Below are 15,898 nucleotides of genomic sequence, written 5' to 3' on the forward strand. Positions count from 1 at the left end.
AGGACAGGACCTTGCGCGTGAACCAGTCCATGATCGCCACGAGATAGAGAAATCCCCGTTTCATGGGAATATATGTGATATCGGAACACCAGACCTGGTTAGGCCGATTGATGACCAGATCCCGTAGCAGATATGGATATTTCCGATGCTCCGGATGGGGCACGGTCGTGCGCGGCTTCTGGTAGATCGCCCGAAGGCCCATGATCGCCATGAGCCGCCGGACCCGCTTGCGGCCCACTTCATGTCCCAGGCGGCGCAGATGCCATGTCATCTGCCGTGAGCCATAATAGGGCGTTTCCAGGAACTGGGCGTCGATCAGCCGCATCAGCTCCAGATTGGCCTCGCTCTGTGGCACAGGCCGATAGTAGACGCCCGACCGGTTGAGTTGCAGCAGCGTGCATTGCCGGATTATCGGCAGACGCGCTCGCTTCGGGTCAATCATCTGCCGCCTCTGATCACGCCCAACCGAGCAGAGGCATCGCGTAAAAAATCCCGTTCCACGAGAAGCTCGCCTATCTTCGCGTGCAGTTTCTCCACATCAGCAGGGCTGACCGGGGGCTCCGCCACCGTCTTCCCGGAGAAGGTCGCCGCCATCCCCTCGATCGCCTGCCGTTTCCACTGGGCGATCATCGTCTGATGCACCCCATGTTTCGAAGCCAGTTCCGCCAGCGTCAGTTCCCCACGGATCGCTTCCAGGGCAACCCGTGATTTGAACTCCGCCGCATACCTCTTGCGCGTAACCTTGCCCATAAAACCCGTTCTCTCTCAGATCGGATTATAGCTTATCGCCCTGTCCGAAAAATGGGGACCACTTCTACCGGCCTGCCACGGGCGCGGCATGTTTCGATAATATGCAGGGTATCATTGCGTTGCGGCAGCATCCCGCCGGTCATCACGATATCGGCCCAGGCGAGATCGGCATCATCCAGTGTTTCGGTATTGCGGTTGACCAGCCTGACTTCCCAGTTTTCCGGCAGCAGGGCCGCCACGGTAATCAGGCCAAGCGGGGCAGCCGGATAGCGCGCGCCAGTCAGATCGCAGGCTTCCGTATAATTCCAGAACGAGTTTGCGTTAAAGAGCGGAAAGACCATCAGCACCCTGCACATGTCGGTCATCGTGCGGGAGCCTGCTTTCCCGGGGTGTGGCCCTGATCGGGGCGGATGCCGGCCGGTCCATTTCCACAGACCATGCGCCCGCGCAGGACGCCGCTTGACGGGAAGGGTGACATGGGGGGGACCCCTTTCGTAGTGGTATCGATCACGTAAGCGGGAATGACATCCGTGGCGGGCGGTATCGCGCCGCGGGCAGATGGCGGGGCGGGTCTGGCAGGGCGGGCCATCATTCTTCGGGCAGGCGGCTCCGGTTATCCCGCAAGGGCAGGGAGAGAGCGCGGGTTACAGGGCGCAACCGGGATGCGGCGCGTATCCGCGCACCGGCCGGGTGCGGGCACGCAGGCACACTGCCATGCGCCGGTGCCCGCCATGCGGGCCCGGCCTGTACTGCGTGGCCGGAGGGATGTTACTGTTTATGGCGCTTTTCAATGGGGGACATTCCATAACGCTACGCTTGCAACAAAGTATTTCTTTTTGTTTTTTACAAGCGCGCCGATAAAGCGACAAGATGATTGCATGAAGATTGGGATTTATTAATCCAGATCGCAGGGGCGGGAGGACCGGCCCCACCGCCCCTTCCGCTTCACGGTGCCTGAGAGGGGTCATGTGCCGGGCGCCGCTCGCTGTAACGATCCACAAGGTAGCTGGCCCTGTCACGCAGAAGCCATGTGAACTTCATCAGTTCCTCCATGACATCCACCATCCGGTCATAGAGTGGTGAGGGCTTCATCCGGTCATCGTCGCCAAACTGCGTATAGGCCATCGGCACGCTGGACTGGTTGGGTATGGTGAACATCCGCATCCACCGGCCCAGAACGCGCAGGGCATTGACGGAATTGAAACTCTGCGAGCCGCCCGAGACCTGCATGACCGCCAGCGTACGCCCCTGTGTCGGGCGGATCGCCCCCTGCGATAAGGGAAGCCAGTCGATCTGGTTCTTGAATACCGCCGTCATGTTGCCATGCCGTTCGGGGCTGCACCAGACCTGGCCTTCGGACCAGATCGACAGGTCCCGCAGTTCCTGCACCTTCGGATGCGTGGCGGGCACGGAATCTGCCACCGGCAGGCCGGTCGGGTCGAATACCCGCGTCTCGGCCCCCAGCATTTTCAGGATGCGTTCCGCCTCCAGCACCAGCAGGCGGCTGAAGGAGCGGGGCCGCAACGAACCGTACAGCAGCAGGATACGGGGCGGATGGTCAGAACGTGGCAATGCGTCCAGCCGTGCGGGATCGATCGCTTCGAGATACCCCGGGTGCAGGGCGGGCATTTCGGGTCTGGACATGGGTCCGTCTGGTCCTTCGGTCGTGTCAGGAATGGGGGCAGGGGCGTGTGCCGCACGCAGGGGGACGGGCGGGGCGCGCTTCCCGCCCTGGCGCCGTACGGGCCTATCCGGCGCCTGTCTCCCCGCCCGGACAGCAGGAACCCAGATGTGCGACAAGGGGCGCGCAGAGTTCGGGATTGCCCGCGCAGCAATCCCTGACAAGAAAGAGCATCAGGTCCCGCAGCCGGGCCAGGCTGGCGCGATAGACAATCAGGCGGCCACGGCGTTGTGACGCCAGCAGGCCGGCGCGGGTCAGGGTGGCAAGATGGGCGGAAATGGTGTTCTGCGGAACGTCAAGATGCCGCGCGACATCACCGGCGGGCAGCCCGTCGGGTTCATGGCGCACCAGCAGGCGGAAGATTGCCAGCCGCGTGGACTGTGACAGGGCGCTGAGCGCGGCAAGGGCCGATTCCGTATCCATATATCCTTGATTATGGATATATTAGGCCATGTCAATCCCGGCCATTGCATGGTCCATGCCGCAGGGTTTCCCACATTCACACAAAAGCCATGAGGGCCTGCGTTCCTTATATGCATGATTATGGAGGCAACATGACAAGACGATTTCCGGCCGCCATCCTGTCGGTCTGCCTGATCACGGCCAGCACGGCGGCATCCGCCGACCCGCCATGGGCGCGCGGGGAACAGGGTCATCATGGCGGGGAACGCGGCCATGGCCACATGCGGGACTGGCGGAAAGGGGAGTATTATTCCCGTTGGCGGGAGCAGCGGTGGCGGGTCCAGGACTGGCGCCGCTACCGTGGTCTGTGGGCGCCCCCATCCGGCTGTTACTGGATGCAGTCCGGGGGGCAGTACCTGCTGGTGGTGGCGGCAACCGGACTGATCGCGGGCGTGGTCGCCGCCACGGCCGGGGCGGTGCCCGCCGTTCCGGTGGCGCCTGCCTACCCGGCACCAGCCTATCCGGCCGTACCGGCCTACCCGGGGCAGCCAGCCTATCCTCCACCCTACTGAATGCGCCATTGATCGCAACGCCACTGCCAACTGGCGACGACCGCCCGCCAATCCGGGTCGGTCCGGAACCATGGCGGTGCCGGGTGATGCAGGGGCGGGTTCCCATGCTGCGGCAACCCGCCCGTAACAGGGCACGGGTTGCGGCCCGATCGTACCTTCCCCCCGGGTGGTGACATCCGGGACGGGGCGGCGGGGGTTCTGATGTTTCCATATATCGAAAAATGAAGATATATGGAAAAGTCCTGTGCCCGGATGGCGATGTGGCCGGTGCCTGCGCGCGAACAGGCAGGACCAGCCGTTCAGGAGGGCAAATGAGTGACGCGACCTATCCCCCCATGGCCGGGACATCGGGGCTGGCGGTGCAGGCATTGCGCTGTGCCCATGGCGGCCCGTTTACCTTCGTGGTCCCGAGGGGCGGATGCGTGGCGGTTACCGGGCCATCGGGAAGCGGGAAAACGGTGCTGCTGCGCATGATCGCGGATCTTGACCCGCATGAAGGCGTGGCGCGGATTGACGGGCTGGCCTGTCCGGCCATGCCCGCGCCGCAGTGGCGCCGTCTGGTGCAGTATGTCCCGGCGGAACCCGCGTGGTGGTCCGATGCCGTACTGGACCATATGGCGGATACGGATACGGTACGCGATCTGGTCGGGCGGCTGGGCCTTCGGGCGGACTGCCTGCACAGGCCACTGTCACGCCTGTCCACGGGGGAACGCCAGCGGCTGGCGTTGATCCGGTCACTGCTGCTGCACCCCCGTGCCCTGCTGCTGGATGAACCCTGTTCCGCACTGGACGCCGCCACGACGGACAGGGTTGAGGCCGTCCTGCACGCGGTACGGGAACAGGGTACGGCCATTGTCCTGGTTTCCCACGACATGCAGCAGGCAGGGCGCATGGCCGCAGGGCGGTTCCAGATGGCGCAGGGACATATGGAGGAAATCACGCCATGAGCCCCATCGTGCTGACGACAGGGGACATGCTGCTTGCCGCTGCCCTGATTGCCGCCGGCGCAGCCCTGTCGTTCCTGCTGTCGCTGGGGGTGCAGCGGACGCTGCTGGTCTGTGCCGTGCGCATGGCGGTACAACTTGCCCTGGTTGGCAGCGTGCTTCTGTTCGTGTTTGGCCATGCGTCCGTGTGGCTGACCGTCGGGCTGCTGGCATTCATGTTCGCCGCCGCCACCTGGGAAGCCGGGTCGCGCCAGCAGGTCCGCCTTGCGCCGGGCTGGCATTTCGGGATTGCGGGCATCGCCACGGTGGCCGGGACGGTTGTCGTGGCACTGGTCGGGCTGCTGACCGCGCTCCAGCCCCATCCGTGGTATGTGGCCCGTACGGCGGTTCCGCTGACCGGCCTGCTGCTGGGCAATGTCATGAATGCAACCAGCCTGTCGATGAACACGCTCCTGTCCACCATCATGCGTGAACGCCTGGCGATCGAGGCGCGGATCATTCTGGGGGCAACCCGGGCGCAGGCCATGAATGGCATGATCCGTCAGGCAATCCGGACGGCCCTGCTGCCCACGCTGAACCAGATGGCGGCTGCCGGGATCATCACCATGCCCGGCATCATGACAGGGCAGATCCTGGCGGGCATGAACCCGCTGGAGGCATCCAGATACCAGATCCTGCTGATGTCGCTGATCGTCAGTGGCAACCTGATCGGCGCGACATCCGCAGCCTGCCTGACAGCCTGGCGCCTGACGGACAGCCGGGGGCGGCTGCGGCTGGAACGGCTGCGCGCCCGATCCGCAAAGGGCTGAGGCGGGGGCACCGGACCATCATGCCGGTTGCGCCATCACGGTGAATGCGGAATGTGAACCGCAACGCACATCCGGATCAGTCGGTGGCCGGGCGGCACCGCATCCATGCCACCGCGCGGGCCTGCGCGCACCGGCGGGTATCGCACCCGTGACCTGGCGGATGGCCCGGTCTTGCACCATGGATGCAACAACCTGAATACCAGCAGGAAGATACTTTATCGCGCGTATATTTTATTGCCTGTACATTATGTATAATAATTCTTAATATCATAAATAGAGTACAAAGATACCGATTGAAAATTTTCCCGATGATTGCTCCCTGTCCTGAAACTTAACGGACATGCCTACGTTTTTACAGACGCCCGTCATGTAACGTGGCCACATTCTTGAAAATTCATGCCCGCTTTCGAACAGGAAGTCGTACCATGCCATTCTTTTTCACAAGATGGGATGCCACGCATGAGGGCGCCCATGCGCCACATGCGTGCAAACCGGACCTTTACCGTGAAAGCGGCATTTTTTTATTTATGGATTACGCGCAAAGCGAAGCGGTTTTTATCTTTTATTATAAAATACAGGAAAATCATTCAGGCACACCCATCCCCGACGGCAATGGACATTTCGCCATGCCGGCGGCAGTCAGGCGCTTCCCTGAATACAGTTCATATTTACCAATGGCCCCGTAAAACATGATGAAATCATGAATAATGACTTGATGTATATTTCATAGATCAGGCCGGGAACGAAGCATCCCGCCATGAATCCGTCCATGGGGTTTTGTACGCTATGCTGTCCCAGAAAGCATCCAGCCTTGCGGTCATTGATGAAGACATCCGGCATCAGGCCACACGGCGCATCCATCACCTGTTTGTCCGTCAGGCCCGCCTCCGGCCCGAGGGCGTGGCGCTCATCCATAAGGGGGACAGGTGGTGTTACCGCGATCTGGAAGAACGCTCCAATCAGCTGGCCCGGCATTTACGCGGTCACGGCGTATGTGCGGGAACACTGGTGGCCATATGCCTGGAGCGCTCGCCTGAACTGGTCGTGACCATCCTGGCCATCATGAAGGCGGGCGGGGCCTATGTTCCGCTGGACCCCGCCTATCCCGCCGGGCGCATCGAAATGATGCTTGCGGACTGCCTGCCCGCCCTTGTGGTGACGCAGTCCGCCCTGCCGCATGTGCCCGGCTTTTCCGGCTCGCGCCTGGCCCTGGATATCGAGGCGGGGATGATTGGCGCATGGAGCACGGCGCCCCTTGATGAAGGGGCCAACACCGTTGATCTGGCCTGTATTTTCTATACATCCGGCTCAACCGGCCGCCCGAAGGGTGTCGTACTGCGCCATACCGCGGGCGCGGTGATCGAAAGCCTGGCGGAAACGTTCCTGCCAGGGGACCTGGCATGTGGCGCGGCAACGACCTCGGTCTGCTTTGATCCCTCACTGCTGGAAATCTTCCTGCCCCTGAGTACCGGCGGAACCGTCCTGCTGAAGCGTGACCTGCTTGAACCTTTTTCCCCGGCTGAAAACCCGACCTGGCTGAATGGCGTTCCCTCCGCCCTTGCCCTGCTGGCCCGGGCGCGCCGCATCCCGGATTCCGTCCGCGTCATCAGCGTGGGGGGTGAAAAGCTGACAGCGGCACTGGCGCGGGAAATTTACGCCAGTTCATCCGTGCGGGCGGTCAGGAATCATTATGGTCCGACCGAAACGACCATCTGCGCCACCATCGCCCATGTGCCGCGCGATATTCACCTTGATCCCCCCATCGGGCGGTCCATAGCAGGGGCAAGGCTATACATACTGGATGAAAACGGGCGTGCGGTCACATCCGGTGAAACAGGGGAGCTGTTCATAGGTGGCCCGTTACTTGCCGTTGAATACCTGAACCAGCCCGCCCTGACGGCTGAACGTTTTGTGCCGGACCCATTCGTGCCGGGCGAAAGGATGTACCGTACCGGCGATATCGTGCGGCAAATGGATGATGGCAACCTGCTTTTCGTGGGCCGGTGTGGACGGCTGGTAAAATTCCGCGGGTTCCGGATCGAGCTTGACGAAGTGGAATCCACGCTGGCCCGTCTTCCCGGTATCCGTTCGGCAGCGGTCATTGCAATCGAGCATGAACACAAGACCGAACATCTCGCGGCCTTTGTGGTATCGGATCGGCCCATGACGCTGGCGGATGCAAGACGGGCACTGCGCACGATGCTGCCCGCCTACATGCTGCCGACCCGCCTGACGGTGCTGGACAGCCTGCCCCTGACCCCGGTGGGCAAGATCGATCGCATCGCACTGGGTGCGATGGACGTGGTGGGAACGCAGGACATGGCACGCTCCGATATCGCCCTGCGCCCGGTGGAAGAAGTCATTGTCGGCGTGTTCCGCGATATCCTCCGCCAACCCCTGCTGAGCCAGCATGATGATTTTTTTGATCATGGCGGGGACTCCCTGCTGGCGGAACAGGCCGCCACGCAGCTGGAGGAACTGCTGGGCCATGCCGTTCCGGCCGCGCTGCTGTATCACGGGCGCAATGCCGGAGCACTCGCGCCGATCGTGCAGCGCCAGGACAGGCGCCCGGCCCATGTCATGGCGCTTCAGGCGGGCGGGGGGGGCGTTCCCATATTCTGCCTTCCCGACATTTTTGGCAGGCCCCTCAGTTTCCTGACCTTCGCCCGATATTTTCGGGATGAACGCCCGGTTTACGGACTGGCGGCCGGCCCGCTGGAAGCCGACCTGATCAGGCGGCCCGTGCTTGGGGAACTGACATCCGCCTATGTAGCCGAAATACGGAAAATACAGCCAGCCGGTCCCTATGTCCTGATGGGATATTCCGCAGGGGCGATTCCGGCGGTCGACCTGGCCTGCGCGCTGGAAAACAGCGGCTGCGCGGTTACATTGATCCTGGTTGATCCCCGCGCGCGGCACATTGCCGTGGATATCCGGGACTGGCTGCGTCGTTACAGGCAGGCGGCCTGTACATGTATCCGGTCAGGATACCGGCAGGCCCGGAACGGATACCGGCAGCGGGAACTGCCGGACTGGATACCTGAAGCCTATCGTGAACTGGCCGTAGCCCTTGCCCGGGCAGAGACCGACTGGATACCCCGCGCGTTCGGTGGCCGTACGGTCATTGCGTTCTGCCGGCCCCGCTCACGCCTGACCGGTGCGCTCCTGTACTTCCGCACCACCATCCTGCGGCGTGCCCCGTATGGCTGGAACCGGGTGCTGAAAGGGAAAACCGTAACAGAAATATTCGATGTCGGTCATTACGACATCATGCGTGATCCGTTCATCCAGAACCTGATCCGGATGGTCAGGTTACATCTTGCATAAGGCCGGAACAGGTCAGGTCGCGCCGTTTTATTTCATGAAAATGCAATGGCGCATGAAAACAATAAAACAAAGGACCGGAACCATGAAGTACGAGCATATCTTCCTTCCCATGCCCAGGCACCTTCTGCAGGCGGACATATCGGTTGACCATGAATTCGGTCCCTGCCTTTTCAGGTACGCGGGCATGATGTCGGGCCATGCCGGGGACGGTGGAACAGACGCCTTCCCGGCCCATGATCCCGTCATGACCTGCGGGCCATATGCACTGGATCTGCACGACTACAGGATTCCCGATACCCAGCGTAAAGCCGACCATGCAATGTTTGACCGGTATTTTGGCATTGCGCGCGTTAACATGGATGTCAGTTCCGTTGATATGCTTGGCGCCTCATGCATTGTTGTCATGTCGGCCTTCATGGCCGTCAAACAGGCTGAATGGTCATATAATCCAGAACAGTCACGCTCCATCATCCACGGTATCCGTACCGTTCTGGAATGGGTCCTGCTACACCATGGGCCCGATCCGGGCCTACGTGGTCACGATACATTCCACCACGCGCGTGCCGCATCCCCGCTGGCCCCGGATTCACAGGGGAATGATGCCGCGCCCGCCCGTATTCTCAACCGATGGAAAGTCGGGCATCAGATTTTTTTTATCCTCATCCAGGGGATCCTTCTCTGTTCGCGCATGATTTCCACCGTATCGGACCCCGGAAAAGTGGATACCCTCATACAGGGCCTGCGGGATGTCCTGATCGCATCGCGCTCTGCCATGGAACTTGCGGGGGATATGCTGCCCGCCGATTATGTTTCCATCGTGCGCCCCCATATGTCACGGATGTCACCGTCGTTCAGTGGGCTGTTTCTTGAAGACCATGCCGTCATGCTGGTCGAGTTCAGGAAAATAAACCAGAAAATTGGCGCGGACAGCCGAAGCGCGCTGGTCGGCATCATATCAGAACTGTACGAAGCCCATGCGGGTGTGTGTGAACATGTAACGGGCAAGGACAGGCAAAGCCTGATGTCCGCCCGGCACAAAAGCGCAGGCCTGTCCGCGTCGCAGGACCTGCGTACCAAATGGCTGAAGCGCGCGATATCAAGATTTGAATCTCCTGACCAACCTGCCTCCTGTCCCTTTTAACGGGACACCTTATGTCGGGTTTGGGCTGACACATTAATAAATATACGTGGCGCCAGCCGCAGGCGCCCCTGTCCGCTTCCGATGACGGTCGGCCGGCCCGTTTTCATGCCTGCCCCCCCATGGCGCCGGTTTCCACCTCAAGAAAGCGTGTTCGGCCCTTATGACCGGGGAACAGGAAGGTTGATGTGGGTCAAGTAGTTAACCCGTATTTCATGACATTGTGAGCCGCAGGATCAGACAGAGCTGGAGCGCGGCCCAATGGATACCGTCAGTCACATGCCTCATCTGGATACATCGTCAGGCGGCATGGACCTCCTGGCCATCAATACCATCCGTACACTGGCGATCGATGCCATCCAGAAAGCCAATTCCGGCCATCCGGGTACGCCGATGGGCCTGGCGCCCGCGTCCTACGTGCTGTGGCGCGATATCCTGAAATACGACCCGGCGGCGCCGGGGTGGGTCAATCGTGACCGTTTTGTACTGTCGGTCGGCCATGCCTCGTCCATGCTCTATGCAACACTTTTCCTGGCGGGCGTGCGCGAGATGGCGGCCAGTGGCCATGTGACCGATCGCCCGGCCGTAACGCTTGATGACCTGCGGCAGTTCCGCCAGCTTGGCTCACGCACGCCGGGCCATCCCGAATACGGTGTCACGACGGGGGTGGAAACGACAACCGGGCCGCTGGGGCAGGGGCTGGCGGTTTCGGTCGGCATGGCAATCGCACGGGCCTGGCTGGGCAGGTATTTCAACCGGCCCGGCCATGACGTGTTCGACCATCACATCTATGCCTTTTGCGGCGAAGGCTGCCTTATGGAAGGCATCAGCGCCGAGGCCGCCTCCCTGGCGGGGCACCTGCAGCTGGGGCATCTTGTCTGGCTGTATGACTGCAACAGGATATCCATCGAGGGCAATGTCGACATCACCTTCACCGAAAACCTGGCGGCGCGTTTCCGCGCGGCCGGGTGGGATGTGCTGGAAGTTGCCGATATAAATGATCTGGAGACATTGCGCGCCACCCTGCGCGCCGCGCGCGATGACCTGACAAGACCCACTTTTGTCATCACGCACAGCGTTATCGGCTATGGCGCGCCGCATAAGGCGGGCAAGGCATCCGCGCATGGTGCCCCGCTGGGCGTGGAAGAGGTGCGCGAGACGAAACGCGCCTATGGCTGGCCGGAGGATGCGCAGTTCCTCGTGCCGGATGGCGTGCTGGAGCACATGCGCTCGGGCATGCAGGGCGGGCGGGCGCATGGGGCATGGCGCACCATGATGGATTCCTATCGCGCGGCCTGGCCGGATCTTGCCGCCGAACTTGACCGCATGGAACACGGTGGCGCGGACATGACGCGGATCATGAAGGCAGCGTGCCCGGATTACGCGCCCGATGCGGCTGGCAAGGCAACGCGCGAGACGTCGGGCGAGGTGCTGAACGCCGTTGCACAGGTCATGCCGTTCCTGCTTGGTGGTTCGGGCGATCTGGCCCCGTCGAACAAATCCGCGCTGACATTCGGGGGAACAGGCTGGTTTGAATCCCCCGCGTGGCAGGGTGATTACAGCGGCCGGAACTTCCATTTCGGTATCCGCGAGCATGCAATGGGCGCGATCTGCAACGGCATGGCGTCCTATCGCCTGCGTCCGTACGCCGCCACCTTCCTTGTTTTCATGGATTACATGAAAACACCCATCCGCCTGGCCGCCATGATGGGCCTGCCGGTCATCTATATCCTGACACATGATTCCATCGGCATGGGCGAGGACGGTCCAACCCACCAGCCCGTCGAGCATCTGCTCCAGCTACGCGGCATCCCGAACCTGCTGACCATCCGGCCGGCTGATGCCAATGAAGTGGCCGTCGCATGGCAGGTGGCCATGGAATCCTCCACCCGCCCGGTTGCATTCGCGTTGAGCCGACAGGCGCTGCCCACGATTGACCGTTCGCGCTACGGCGCGGCGGACGGGCTGCGCAGGGGCGGCTATGTGGTTGCCGACATGCCCGACCCGCAGCTTATCCTGATCGCGACGGGGGGTGAACTGCACCTTGCCATCAATGCCCATGAAAAGCTCCGGGCCGAAGGCGTGGCCACGCGTGTCGTCTCACTGCCATGCTGGGAACTGTTTGAAGAACAGCCCCAATCCTACCGGGAGTCCGTCCTGCCACCGGAAATGACCCGGCGCATTACGATCGAAGCCGGCAGCGGGATTGGCTGGGAGCGCTATGCGGGGGCGCAGGGCAGGATCATTGCCATGCAGTCCTTCGGGGCTTCCGCGCCCTATCAGGACCTGATGCGGAAATTCGGCTTTACGGACGATGCCGTGCTTGCGGTCGCGCGCGCCATGCTCTGAACCGGCATGTCCCGGCCATGAACGCATGGCGTATCAACCATCAGGGGGAGGCAAGGCGTCCTGCTCCCCCGCCCGCACGTCCCGTCAGGGGGGCGCTGGGCTGATGGCACGGGTTGCCGTCCGCGCCCGCGCATGGTCCCTGGTTGGCCTGACCGACATGCGCGATGCGCAGGCCGGGTCCCTTTTCCGCCGGGTTCTGTGCCCATGATGGAAACGGATTTCCCGGCGGGACGGGTCGGCATCAGGGACGGGTGCGATGGAAAATCTCGGCAACCCAGTCAATGAAAAGGCGCACACGCGGCGACATCTGCCGGTTATGCGGGTACAGAAGTGCGACGGGGGATGGGGTGGGCGGAAACGCCGCCAGGATGTCCACCAGTGTTCCGGCCATGAGGTCGTGCGCCGCGTGATAGCGCGGGATCTGGATGATGCCCAGCCCCGCCCGGGCAGCTGAAACATAGCTTTCCGCCGCGTTGACGGCCATGTGGAGGGGCAGGACCATATCACGCTGCTTTCCGTCAATGACGAATTCCAGCGGCAGGATGCGCCCCCGCAGGCTGGACTGGAAGCCGACCATGAAGTGGCCCTCCGCCAGCGCATCCGGGTGGGCCGGGATGCCATGGGCTTCCAGATAGGCCGGGGCGGCAAGGGTCACTTCCTCCAGCATGCCCAGTTGCCGGGCCACCATCCCGCTGTCTTTCAGTTCGCCCACCCGCAGCACGCAGTCCATGCCTTCACGGACGGGATCGACCAGCCGGTCGCCCTCGCTCATATGCAGTTCGATATCCGGATAGGCGGCAAAGAATGCCGGCAGGGCCGGGAGCAGGAAATGGCGCGCGAGCGTGCCATGCACATCGATCCGCAACGTGCCTTTGGGCCGGACAGTGCCGAATGCCGCCTCGGCATCCTCGATCTCGGCCACGATATGCCGGCAGCGGCGGTAATAGGTTTCGCCTTCCGGTGTCGGGCTGACCTGGCGCGTCGTGCGGTGCAGCAGGCGCACGCCAAGCCGGGCTTCCAGCGCCTTGATGACATCGGTCGCGGTCGAACGCGGCAGGTTCATGTCCTCTGCCGCCTGGGTAAAGCTCTCGCGGTCCACGATGCGCATGAACAGGCGCATGACGTCCAGCCGGTCCATGGACTGTTCCCTTTTTCCGAATGGCCTGTCCGGATTATGCGGGATTATCCGGCGGCCGAAAAGGGGCAGGGTTCCCTTCATGGTCCAGATGACCACAGGCAGAAGGAAAATGGATATGACACAGGACAGGAAAGTCGCGATCGTCACGGGCGCATCACGCGGGATTGGCGCCGCCATCGCTACACGACTGGCGAAGGACGGTCTGGCGGTTGTCATCAATTACGCGGGCAACGCTGCGCAGGCGGAGGAACTTGCAGGGCAGATCCGTAAGATTGGCGGCGAGGCCCTGCCGGTCAGGGCCGATGTGTCCGACCCGGCGGCCGTGACCGCGCTGTTCGATGCGGCGGAAAAAGCCTTCGGCGGGGTCGATGTGCTGGTCAACAATGCCGGGATCATGACGCTGGGCCGGATTGCCGATGTGGATGATGCCGCCTTTACGCGACAGGTTGACATCAACTTCCGCGGCACGTTCAACACGCTGCGCGAGGCGGGGAAGCGGCTTCGGCAGGGCGGGCGCATCGTCAATCTCTCGACCAGCGTCGTGGGGCTGAAATTCGAGAATTACGGCGTCTATGCCGCCACAAAGGCGGCGGTCGAGACCCTGACGGCCATCATGGCCAAGGAACTGCGTGGCCGGAACACCACGGTCAACGCGGTCGCACCGGGGCCGACCGGAACCGCGCTGTTCCTGGATGGCAAAAGCCCGGAACTGATCGAAAAACTCTCGAAGATGAACCCGCTGGAACGGCTGGGCACGCCGGATGACATCGCGGCGGCCGTGGCCTTCCTCGTGGGGCCGGATGGCGCGTGGATCAATGGCCAGACCCTGCGCGCCAATGGCGGCATGGTCTGAGGGCAGCGGTCGTGGAAGGAAAAAGCAGCATGGGCAGGCAGGTTGTCCTGATTACCGGGGCGTCGAGCGGGTTTGGCGCCATGACCGCGCGGGCGCTCGCCACTGCCGGGCACTGTGTCTATGCCGGTATTCTGGACCCCACGGGCAGGGGGAAAGCGGCGGTGGAGGACGCGGCCCGATTTGCAACGGACTGGAAGGTCGACCTGCGCACCGTCGAACTGGATGTGCTTCAGGACACACAGGTCGGGGCGGCGGTCAACCGGATCATCGCGGAACAGGGCCAGATCGACGTCGTGATCCATAATGCGGGCCATATGTGTTTTGGCCCGGCGGAAGCGTTCACGCCAGAGCAGCTGGCGGCGCTGTATGACGTCAATGTCCTGTCCACCCAGCGCCTCAATCGCGCGGCCCTGCCGCATATGCGCAAAAGGGGGCAGGGGCTGGTCGTGTGGGTCTCGTCATCCAGCACGCGGGGCGGCACGCCGCCCTTTCTCGGCCCCTATTTCGCGGCAAAGGCGGCAATGGATGCGCTGGCCATTTCCTATGCCGGTGAACTGACCCGCTGGGGGATCGAGACGACCATCATCGTGCCGGGCGCCTTTACCAAGGGCACCAACCATTTCCGTGATGCCGGTGCCCCGGCCGATCAGGCCGTGGCGCTGGCCTATATGGATGGGCCATACAAGGGCGTGGAGGAAAAGGCGCTAGCAGGGCTGGCGGCCCTCGAACCGGCCGATGCCGACCCGCAGAGCGTGGCCCGGGCGATCGAGACTGTCGTAGATACTCCGCGTGGCAAGCGCCCGTTCCGGGTGCATGTTGATCCGGCACAGGACGGGGCGGAAATCGTCAACGGCGTGGCCGACAGGATGCGGGCAGAACTGCTACGGCGCATCGGTCTTGAGGATCTGCTGCATATCGCAGCACCCAAACCATCGGCATCGCCCTGATCGTGCGTTAGGCGGTGTCTGAAGCCGCCTGTCTTTGCAGAGTAGGGCAGAAACAATAAATGTGCTCCGGGTGTCGTCCTTTATGGAAACGCGACACCCGGAAAATTTTATGTCCGTTTATCGGGGTCACGCATCCGTTGAACAGGACAGCGTCCGCCAGCGCTCGAATTCCGCCTGCAGGCGTGCCAGTTGATCGCCGACAAGCCGCACCGCGTCACTGCCCAGCAGCAGGTGCACAGGCGGCGCCTCGACCTTCAGGATTTCCAGCATTGCCCGCGCGGCCCGTTGCGGATCACCCAGATGAGGTCCGTCATTTTCGGCACGGCGTTCATGGAGCTGGGCAAAGACCGCATTATAGTCAGGGATGTGACGTTCCGCCCTGACCATGGACCGTCCGGCCCAGTCGGTCCGGAAGGCACCGGGTTCCACGGCTGTGACATGAATTCCCAAACCGGCCACCTCCTTGCCCAGGGCCTCGGTCATGCCTTCGAGGGCAAACTTGCTGCCATGGTAAAGACCCAGCCCCGGCATGGTGATCATCCCGCCCATCGAGGTCACATTGAGGATATGACCGGCCTTGCGCGCGCGCATATGCGGCAGGACCGCCTGGATCATTGCAATGGCGCCAAAGACATTGACCTCGAACTGCCGTCGTATTTCGTCCAGCGATGCCTCCTCGATCGTGCCTTCCAGCCCGTAGCCCGCGTTGTTGACGAGCACGTCGATCGGTCCCCGATCCGCTTCAATCCGGTCGATGGCGGGCTTGATGGCGGCATGGTCCGTAATGTCGAGCATAATGCCGGTTGCGCGGGCCCCAAGGGCCTCGAATGCCTCACGCGCCCGTTCGGTCCGGACGGTGCCTGTGACATCATGGCCGTCAGCCAGGGCCTGCTCGGCCAGGGCGCGCCCCAGACCGCTGCTGACGCCGGTAATGAGAAGGCGGCGCGTCTGTGTTTGTGTCATATCTGGTTGTGTTTCCATGTGTGTT

At 62.4% G+C, this 15,898-nt stretch carries 14 protein-coding genes and 2 pseudogenes; 9 read left to right on the forward strand and 7 right to left on the reverse strand.

All coding sequences use genetic code 11. The features are described from left to right. The 4 genes and pseudogenes from CFR78_RS11655 to CFR78_RS11670 form a co-directional block, all read right to left on the reverse strand. Nucleotides 1-750 (reverse strand): annotated as a pseudogene (locus tag CFR78_RS11655) (IS3 family transposase); the annotation flags it as partial. 59 nt (nucleotides 751-809) lie between these two features. Further along, a pseudogene (locus CFR78_RS11660) lies at nucleotides 810-1,115 on the reverse strand (B12-binding domain-containing radical SAM protein); the annotation flags it as partial. Nucleotides 1,116-1,695: 580 nt separating this feature from the next. After that, complete coding sequence (gene arsH / locus CFR78_RS11665; protein ID WP_034932738.1) at nucleotides 1,696-2,394, reverse strand: arsenical resistance protein ArsH; 699 nt, start codon at nucleotides 2,392-2,394, stop codon at nucleotides 1,696-1,698. Nucleotides 2,395-2,497: 103 nt separating this feature from the next. Further along, on the reverse strand, nucleotides 2,498-2,854 hold the full coding sequence (locus CFR78_RS11670; RefSeq protein WP_034932736.1) for an ArsR/SmtB family transcription factor: 357 nt from the start codon (nucleotides 2,852-2,854) through the stop codon (nucleotides 2,498-2,500). 131 nt (nucleotides 2,855-2,985) lie between these two features. Here CFR78_RS11670 and CFR78_RS11675 point away from each other — a divergent pair, with 131 nt between their 5' ends. The 5 genes from CFR78_RS11675 to CFR78_RS11695 all read left to right on the forward strand — a co-directional run bounded on the left by CFR78_RS11675 (nucleotide 2,986) and on the right by CFR78_RS11695 (nucleotide 8,485). Then, the gene (locus CFR78_RS11675; protein WP_167331807.1) at nucleotides 2,986-3,405 is read left to right on the forward strand and encodes an RcnB family protein; all 420 of its coding nucleotides are present in this window, start codon (nucleotides 2,986-2,988) and stop codon (nucleotides 3,403-3,405) included. Nucleotides 3,406-3,716: 311 nt separating this feature from the next. Then, nucleotides 3,717-4,352 (forward strand): ABC transporter ATP-binding protein, encoded by a 636-nt coding sequence (locus tag CFR78_RS11680; protein ID WP_084149791.1) that lies wholly within the window; start codon nucleotides 3,717-3,719, stop codon nucleotides 4,350-4,352. Continuing rightward, on the forward strand, nucleotides 4,349-5,158 hold the full coding sequence (locus CFR78_RS11685) for an ABC transporter permease (protein WP_034932734.1): 810 nt from the start codon (nucleotides 4,349-4,351) through the stop codon (nucleotides 5,156-5,158). The genes CFR78_RS11680 and CFR78_RS11685 overlap by 4 nt, the downstream gene beginning before the upstream one ends. Before the next feature lie 425 nt (nucleotides 5,159-5,583). Continuing rightward, a complete protein-coding gene (locus tag CFR78_RS11690) occupies nucleotides 5,584-5,844 on the forward strand; it encodes a hypothetical protein (protein WP_034932732.1) in 261 nt (86 codons plus the stop codon). Between the two features lie 100 nt (nucleotides 5,845-5,944). Continuing rightward, on the forward strand, nucleotides 5,945-8,485 hold the full coding sequence (locus CFR78_RS11695) for an amino acid adenylation domain-containing protein (RefSeq protein ID WP_110581186.1): 2,541 nt from the start codon (nucleotides 5,945-5,947) through the stop codon (nucleotides 8,483-8,485). Here CFR78_RS11695 and CFR78_RS16025 read toward each other — a convergent pair. Continuing rightward, a complete protein-coding gene (locus CFR78_RS16025; RefSeq protein WP_146221283.1) occupies nucleotides 8,466-8,801 on the reverse strand; it encodes a hypothetical protein in 336 nt (111 codons plus the stop codon). The two genes, CFR78_RS11695 and CFR78_RS16025, sit on opposite strands and share 20 nt — an antisense overlap. 402 nt (nucleotides 8,802-9,203) lie before the next feature. Between CFR78_RS16025 and CFR78_RS16030 the strand changes: the two genes are divergently transcribed. Both CFR78_RS16030 and tkt read left to right on the forward strand, forming a co-directional pair. Beyond that, nucleotides 9,204-9,626: a hypothetical protein gene (locus tag CFR78_RS16030; protein ID WP_146221284.1), complete on the forward strand. Its 423-nt coding sequence runs from the start codon at nucleotides 9,204-9,206 to the stop codon at nucleotides 9,624-9,626. A gap of 258 nt (nucleotides 9,627-9,884) precedes the next feature. Next, a complete protein-coding gene (tkt, locus tag CFR78_RS11705; protein WP_051672164.1) occupies nucleotides 9,885-11,972 on the forward strand; it encodes a transketolase in 2,088 nt (695 codons plus the stop codon). 241 nt (nucleotides 11,973-12,213) lie between these two features. On the opposite strand, the gene CFR78_RS11710 is transcribed toward tkt, so the two are convergent. Beyond that, nucleotides 12,214-13,110: a LysR family transcriptional regulator gene (locus CFR78_RS11710; RefSeq protein WP_034932763.1), complete on the reverse strand. Its 897-nt coding sequence runs from the start codon at nucleotides 13,108-13,110 to the stop codon at nucleotides 12,214-12,216. A 115-nt stretch (nucleotides 13,111-13,225) separates the two neighbouring features. On the opposite strand from CFR78_RS11710, the gene CFR78_RS11715 reads away from it, so the two are divergent. Both CFR78_RS11715 and CFR78_RS11720 read left to right on the forward strand, forming a co-directional pair. After that, entirely contained in the window at nucleotides 13,226-13,963 is a 738-nt protein-coding gene (locus tag CFR78_RS11715) for an SDR family oxidoreductase (protein ID WP_034932761.1), read from the forward strand. A 29-nt stretch (nucleotides 13,964-13,992) separates the two neighbouring features. After that, nucleotides 13,993-14,910, forward strand: coding sequence for an SDR family oxidoreductase (locus CFR78_RS11720; protein WP_034932728.1), 918 nt, complete (start codon nucleotides 13,993-13,995; stop codon nucleotides 14,908-14,910). Nucleotides 14,911-15,036: 126 nt separating this feature from the next. Here the strand turns inward: CFR78_RS11720 and CFR78_RS11725 are convergent, their stop codons facing one another. After that, complete coding sequence (locus tag CFR78_RS11725; protein ID WP_034932726.1) at nucleotides 15,037-15,873, reverse strand: oxidoreductase; 837 nt, start codon at nucleotides 15,871-15,873, stop codon at nucleotides 15,037-15,039. Nucleotides 15,874-15,898: the final 25 nt, after the last annotated feature.

The sequence above is a fragment of the Komagataeibacter rhaeticus genome (assembly GCF_003207855.1).
Classification (GTDB): domain Bacteria; phylum Pseudomonadota; class Alphaproteobacteria; order Acetobacterales; family Acetobacteraceae; genus Komagataeibacter; species Komagataeibacter rhaeticus.

Bases quoted from the DNA above. Each gene is read 5' to 3' on its own strand.
- CFR78_RS16025 (WP_146221283.1), bottom strand. From the start codon at position 8,801: ATGGTCGGCTTTACGCTGGGTATCGGGAATCCTGTAGTCGTGCAGATC.
- tkt (WP_051672164.1), top strand. From the start codon at position 9,885: ATGGATACCGTCAGTCACATGCCTCATCTGGATACATCGTCAGGCGGC.
- CFR78_RS11685 (WP_034932734.1), top strand. From the start codon at position 4,349: ATGAGCCCCATCGTGCTGACGACAGGGGACATGCTGCTTGCCGCTGCC.
- CFR78_RS11720 (WP_034932728.1), top strand. From the start codon at position 13,993: ATGGGCAGGCAGGTTGTCCTGATTACCGGGGCGTCGAGCGGGTTTGGC.
- CFR78_RS11695 (WP_110581186.1), top strand. From the start codon at position 5,945: ATGCTGTCCCAGAAAGCATCCAGCCTTGCGGTCATTGATGAAGACATC.
- CFR78_RS11690 (WP_034932732.1), top strand. From the start codon at position 5,584: ATGCCATTCTTTTTCACAAGATGGGATGCCACGCATGAGGGCGCCCAT.
- CFR78_RS11680 (WP_084149791.1), top strand. From the start codon at position 3,717: ATGAGTGACGCGACCTATCCCCCCATGGCCGGGACATCGGGGCTGGCG.
- CFR78_RS11675 (WP_167331807.1), top strand. From the start codon at position 2,986: ATGACAAGACGATTTCCGGCCGCCATCCTGTCGGTCTGCCTGATCACG.
- arsH (WP_034932738.1), bottom strand. From the start codon at position 2,394: ATGTCCAGACCCGAAATGCCCGCCCTGCACCCGGGGTATCTCGAAGCG.
- CFR78_RS11715 (WP_034932761.1), top strand. From the start codon at position 13,226: ATGACACAGGACAGGAAAGTCGCGATCGTCACGGGCGCATCACGCGGG.
- CFR78_RS11710 (WP_034932763.1), bottom strand. From the start codon at position 13,110: ATGGACCGGCTGGACGTCATGCGCCTGTTCATGCGCATCGTGGACCGC.
- CFR78_RS11725 (WP_034932726.1), bottom strand. From the start codon at position 15,873: ATGACACAAACACAGACGCGCCGCCTTCTCATTACCGGCGTCAGCAGC.
- CFR78_RS11670 (WP_034932736.1), bottom strand. From the start codon at position 2,854: ATGGATACGGAATCGGCCCTTGCCGCGCTCAGCGCCCTGTCACAGTCC.